The organism is uncultured Amaricoccus sp., assembly GCF_937858865.1.
GTDB lineage: Bacteria > Pseudomonadota > Alphaproteobacteria > Rhodobacterales > Rhodobacteraceae > Amaricoccus.
On sequence record NZ_CALLYO010000442.1, the window covers coordinates 1 to 5,553 of the forward strand.

Sequence of the window (5,553 nt, forward strand, 5' to 3'; positions counted from 1 at the left end):
TGACGGGCGGCGTGGCGCGGCCCGGGCGCCGGGCGACCGGGCTCCTGCTTGCCGCGGCGGTCACCGCCCTGGGGGCGGCGGTCGCCCTGTCGCACCGGTCGGGGCCGCGTCCGGAGGGTGCGGCACCGCCTTACGTCTACGAGGTGCAGGCGGAGGCCGTCGCCTCCACGGACGCCGCGACGCTGGCGGCTCTGCTGCCGGGGGCGCGGCTCGAGTCGGTGTTGCTGCGGGCCGAGGGTGCGGAGCGGCCGCTCGCGTCGGGGGTGGAGGCGGTCGCAGAGACGGGCGAGCGCGTCCTGCTCGGCTGGACGCCGGCGACCGACCCGCCGCCGGTACTGCGGCGGGAGGTGAGGCCCGAGGTGGAGCTGCGCCTGGTGGAGGCGATGCGCGAGCATCTGCCCGCCGGCAGCACCGTCCTCGCCATGCCGGAGACGTCCCGGCGACTGGCGCACTTCGTTCCGGCGGCCTGGCCCCTGGCCACGACCGAGCGGCCGCTCCTCCTCCCCGGCCCGCTCGGCGACCGCCGGAACGAAGCCGCGGCGATCGAGTCGGCCCGCTTCGGCGGCGGCGCCGACGAGGCCGCCGGCGACTTCGAGGGCTTCCTCGATGCGCTGCTGGTCGAGGACGTGCACGGCGCGGCGCGGCTGCGGGTGCTCGCCGGCACCGGCGACGCCTATGTGCTGGTGCATCTTCACGACGCCTTCGAGCTCGGGATGATCCGCGAGGGGAGCCTGCCGATGGCGCGGCGCGACTTCAACTCCGGCGCCTTCTCGCACGACCTGGCCCGCGAGGCGAAGGCCGAGGTCGTTCAGTCGGGCTATGCGGGCTACGCCATCGACCGGTCGCCGAACGGGCGGCTGCGCGGGCATTTCCTGATCGAGGCGCGCGATACGGCGAGCCTGATTGGCCAGCTCCTGCCCTTCAATACCTCGCGGCTCGGCGAGGTGCCCGGGCTCACGCTGGTCTTTCAGACCGGCGGCTACTGGCTCTACCGGATCGCGCCGGTCGAGGTCGCCGGCTGATCGCATCGCGCCGGACCCATGGCAATCGCATGATCCGGCACCACGGACAGGCGATTTCCTGCTAAGGTGATGGTGCCGGAAGCCAGCGGTCGTGCCAGCCATGCAGGTTGCTCTCACTGTCAGCCCATCCGATCCGCGCACCCTGCAGGAGCAGGTCTTCGACCAGATCCGCGCGATGATCCTGTCGGGGCGCCTGCGCGGCGGCGATCCGGTGCCGGGATCGCGCGCGCTGGCCGAGCAGCTCGGCGTGTCGCGCAACACGGTGACCATCGCCTATGACAAGCTGCTGAGCGAGGGCTACCTCGAGATCCAGCCCAACGTCGGGACCTTCGTCGCCCGCGACCTGCCGGACTTCGTGCCGGGGCCGGGCGGGGCGCGCACGGTGCGGCCGGCCGGCCGGCCGGCGCCGCGGAGCACGCTCCTCGGCGCGGTGGCGGCGGCGGACTTTCCGGTGCAGGCGATCAGCAACCCGGCGGCGGCGCGGCTGTCGGTCGACTTCTGGGTGGGCCGGGTGGATGCGCGGAGCTTCCCCGGGACCGAGTGGCGGCGCATGTTCGACGTCAAGCTCCGCTGCGGCGGCATGGCCTTCGCGCAGTACGGCGACCCGCAGGGGTTCGAGCCGCTGCGCCGCGCCATCGCCGACCACATCGGGCCAGCGCGCGGCGTCGGCTGCACGCCGCAGGAAGTGGTGGTGGTCGGCGGCTCGCAGGACGGGCTCATGCTGATCGCCCGCGCCATCGCCGGCCAGTGCGGCACCTTCCTGCACGAGAACCCCTGCTATCAGGGCTCGCGCTATCTGTTCGAGAGATCCGGCTTCGACTGCATCCCGGTGCCGGTCGATTCCGACGGGCTGATGGTCGAGGCGCTGCCCGAGGTGCGCCACGCCATCCTCTACGTGACGCCGTCGCACCAGTTCCCGACCGGCGTCACCCTGTCGCTGCCGCGGCGGCTGGCGCTGCTCGAGTGGGCCGAGCGCACCGACAGCCTGATCGTCGAGGACGATTACGACGGGGATTTCCGCTACGACGGCGGGCCGCTGACCGCGCTGCGCGGGCTGGATCGGACCGGCCGGGTGCTCTATCTCGGCACCTTCTCGAAGTCGATGGGGCCGGGCCTCAGGCTCGGCTATGTCGTCGGCTCGCCGCAGACCGCGCCGGCGCTGGCGCGCTGGAAACAGCTCTTGTCGAACGGGACGCCCTGGCTGCACCAGGCGGCGATGGCCGACTTCATGGAGAGCGGCGCCTTCCAGCGGCATCTGCGGCGGATCCGCGTCCTCTACCGCAGCCGGCGCGACGTGCTGATCGCGGCGATCGAGGCGCATTTCCCGGGATCGGAGATCGCCGGGCGGCGCGGGGGGATGCATCTGTCGTGGCGGCTGCCGGAGGCGGGGAGCGCGCGGCGGCTGCAGAAGCGGGCGCTGATGCGCGGCATCGGCATCTATACCGTCGAGGATGGCGGCGCCTGCCTCGCGGCGGGCGACAGCAGCCACCAGGATCTGCTGATGCTCGGCTATGCGGCCATCGAGGAGGCGCGGATCACCGCCGCGATCCGCATGCTCGCCGAGATCGACCGGGCGGAGGGATAGGATGGAGGTGCCACTGGTCCGGGTGGGAGGCTTCGCGGCGGCGCTGGCGCTGGCGCTCTGCCTCTTCGCGGTGGCGCAGGCGGCGGCTGCGGCGCGCGGGCGGAGCCCGGCGCGTCTGGTCGCGGCGCGCAATGCGGTCTTCGCGGTGGCGGGGCTGGTGAGCTTCGCCTTCGCGGTGCTGGTCCATGCCTTCGTCGTCTCCGACCTCTCGGTCGCCTATGTGGCGCAGAACTCCAATCACGCGCTGCCGATGCTCTACAAGGTCACTGCGGCCTGGGGGGCGCACGAGGGCTCGCTGCTGCTCTGGTCGCTCTATCTGGCGCTGCTCTCGGCGCTGGCGGTCGGGCTGCACTGGCGGGACCATCCGCTGTCGATGCCGTGGATCATCGCGACGCTCGCGCTGGTGCAGGCGGGGTTCCTGGCGCTGATCGTCTTCCTGTCGAACCCCTTCGCCACCCTGGCGCCGGTGCCGGCGGACGGGCGCGACCTCAACCCGCTGCTGCAGGATCCGGGGCTCGCCTTCCATCCGCCGGTCCTCTACCTCGGCTACGTCGGCTTCGCGGTGCCCTTCGCCTTCGCGGTCGCGGCGATGGTCCGCCGCCACATCGGCACCGAGTGGGTGGGCGCGGTGCGGCGGTGGGTGCTCTTCGCCTGGGCGGCGCTGACCTCGGGGATCATCTTCGGCGGCTTCTGGGCCTACTACGAGCTCGGCTGGGGCGGCTACTGGGCCTGGGACCCGGTCGAGAACGCCTCGCTGATGCCCTGGCTGACCGGAACGGCGCTGATGCACTCGATGATGGCGCAGGAGCGGCGGCACATGTTCCGGCTCTGGAACGTGTTCCTGGTGGTCTCGACCTTCCTGCTGACGCTGCTCGGCACCTTCCTCGTGCGGTCGGGGGTGCTGACCTCGGTGCATGCCTTCGCGGTCGATCCGGGGCGCGGCAGCTACATCCTCGTCTTCATGGCGCTCGCCATGGTGGCGGGGTACGGGCTGGTGATCTGGCGGGCGGAGGATCTCGAGTCAGAGGCGGGGATCGAGCATCCGCTGTCGCGCGAGGCGGGGCTCCTCGCCAACAACGTGCTGCTCTTGATGGCGACGCTGATCGTCGTGGTCGGCACGCTCTTTCCGCTGGCGGTCGACGTGGTGACCGGCGCCAAGGTGTCGGTCGGGGCGCCTTATTTCAACCGGGTGATGGTGCCCCTGATGCTCGCTGTCGTCGTGCTGCTGGCGATGGGGCCGTCGGTGCCTTGGCGCGGCATGCCGGGCGGGCGGTTCGTCAGGCAGTTCCGCGCGCCGGCACTGGGGGCGGCCGCGGCCTTCGCGGGCGCGGCGGCGCTGGGCGTCGGGGAGGCGCTGACGCTGGTGGCGATCGCGGTCGTCGCCTTCGCGGCCTCGGCGGTGCTGGCCGATCTCGGGCGGGCCGTCATTGCGCGGCGGAAGGTTGCGGGGTGCGGCTGGGCGCGGGCGGTCTGGATGGTGCTGTCGCAGGGGCGGCGGCGGACGGGCGGGCTGATCGTGCATCTCGGAATCGTGGCGATCGCGGCGGGGATGATCGGATCGGGGCTCTTCCAGCAGGCGCTGACGGTCGAGATGCGCCCGGGCGAGGCGACGCGGATCCATGACGTGGTGCTGACGCTGCGGGGGATCGAGGACATCGAGGGGGCGAACTGGCAGGGGCGGCTGGCGCATGTCTCGGTGTCGCGCGAGGGGAAGGTCGTGGCGATGATGGCGCCGGGCAAGCGGTTCTATCCGCTGCGCGGCATGGCGACGACCGAGACCGCGATCCATTCGGAGCTCGGCGGGGATCTCTACATCTTCGTGGGTGACGAGCGCGACGGGGGGATCGTCGCGCAGATCTACTGGAACCCGCTGGTGAGCTGGATCTGGGTCGGCTGGATGGTCGTGCTGGCCGGGGCGTTGCTGTCGCTCTCGGAGCCCGAGCGCCAGCGGCGGGCGGTGGTCGTCCGGCCGGCGGCGGCGCTGGGGGTACCGGCGGAATGACGGAGGCCGTCGCCCCTCGGCCCGCGCGCCGGCGCCGCTGGAGGATCGCCCTCGCGGCGGGGATGGGGCTGGTGCTGGCGGTGCTGGCCGCGGGGCTTGCGGGCGACCCCTCGCGGGTGCCCTCGGCGCTGGTCGGTCGGGAGATGCCGGCGTTCGATCTGCCGCTGCTCGACGGCGAGGGGCGGCTCGTCTCCGCGGAGGCGGCGGGGCGGCCGCTGGTGCTGAACTTCTGGGCCTCCTGGTGCGCGACCTGCCGGCAGGAGCATCCCGAGCTGGTGCGGCTCGGGCTGCGCGCGCGGGGCGGGGAATTCGCCATCGCGGGGATCAACTACCGCGACGATCCGGAGCATGCGCGGACGTTCCTCGATCGGGAGGGGCATTTCCCCTATCTGTCGGGGGTCGATCCGAAGGGGCGGCTCGGGATCGACTTCGGGGTCTACGGGATGCCGGAGACCTTCTTCGTCGATGCCGGCGGGACGGTGCGGGGGCGGCATGCCGGGCCGCTGACGCCGGCTGTACTTGCCGAGATGCTGCCGCGGATCGGGGTGGCGCCATGATCCTGCGCGCGCTGCTCCTGCTGCTGCTCGCGGCGTCGCCGGCGGCGGCGCAGCTGGTGACGGAGGCGCCGGGCGAGGCGCGGGTGCGCGAGCTGGCGTGGACGCTGCGCTGCCCGGTCTGCCAGAGCGAGTCGATCCTCGAGAGCCAGGCGGGGACGGCGAAGGAGATGATGGTCCTGGTGCGGGAGATGGTCGCCGAGGGCCGGAGCGATGCGGAGATCGTCGAGTTCTTCCGGGTGCGCTACGGCGATTTCGTCATGCTCGCCCCGCCGGAAACGGGAGTGGGGCGGATCATGTGGCTGCTGCCGGGCGCTCTGCTGCTGGCGGGCGGAGTGGTGCTGGTGCGGGCCGCGCGCCGCCGGCCGGCGCCGCCGCCGGCCGAGGCGC

The 5,553-nt window shown here is 72.8% G+C and carries 5 protein-coding genes; all 5 read left to right on the forward strand.

The annotated features are described in order from the left end of the window. On the forward strand, positions 1-1,022 hold a 1,022-nt coding region (locus Q0112_RS13040; RefSeq protein ID WP_297975964.1), incomplete at its 5' end, for a hypothetical protein. Between the two features lie 100 nt (positions 1,023-1,122). Continuing rightward, positions 1,123-2,607 (forward strand): PLP-dependent aminotransferase family protein, encoded by a 1,485-nt coding sequence (locus Q0112_RS13045; RefSeq protein ID WP_297975966.1) that lies wholly within the window; start codon positions 1,123-1,125, stop codon positions 2,605-2,607. A gap of 1 nt (position 2,608) precedes the next feature. Beyond that, positions 2,609-4,609, forward strand: a complete 2,001-nt coding sequence (locus Q0112_RS13050; protein WP_297975967.1) for a heme lyase CcmF/NrfE family subunit — start codon at positions 2,609-2,611, stop codon at positions 4,607-4,609. Beyond that, positions 4,606-5,166 carry a DsbE family thiol:disulfide interchange protein gene (locus tag Q0112_RS13055; RefSeq protein WP_297975969.1) on the forward strand — a complete coding sequence of 187 codons (561 nt, stop codon included), beginning with the start codon at positions 4,606-4,608 and terminating at the stop codon, positions 5,164-5,166. The genes Q0112_RS13050 and Q0112_RS13055 overlap by 4 nt, the downstream gene beginning before the upstream one ends. Continuing rightward, on the forward strand, positions 5,163-5,553 hold a 391-nt coding region (locus tag Q0112_RS13060), incomplete at its 3' end, for a cytochrome c-type biogenesis protein CcmH (RefSeq protein WP_297975971.1). The genes Q0112_RS13055 and Q0112_RS13060, both read left to right, overlap by 4 nt.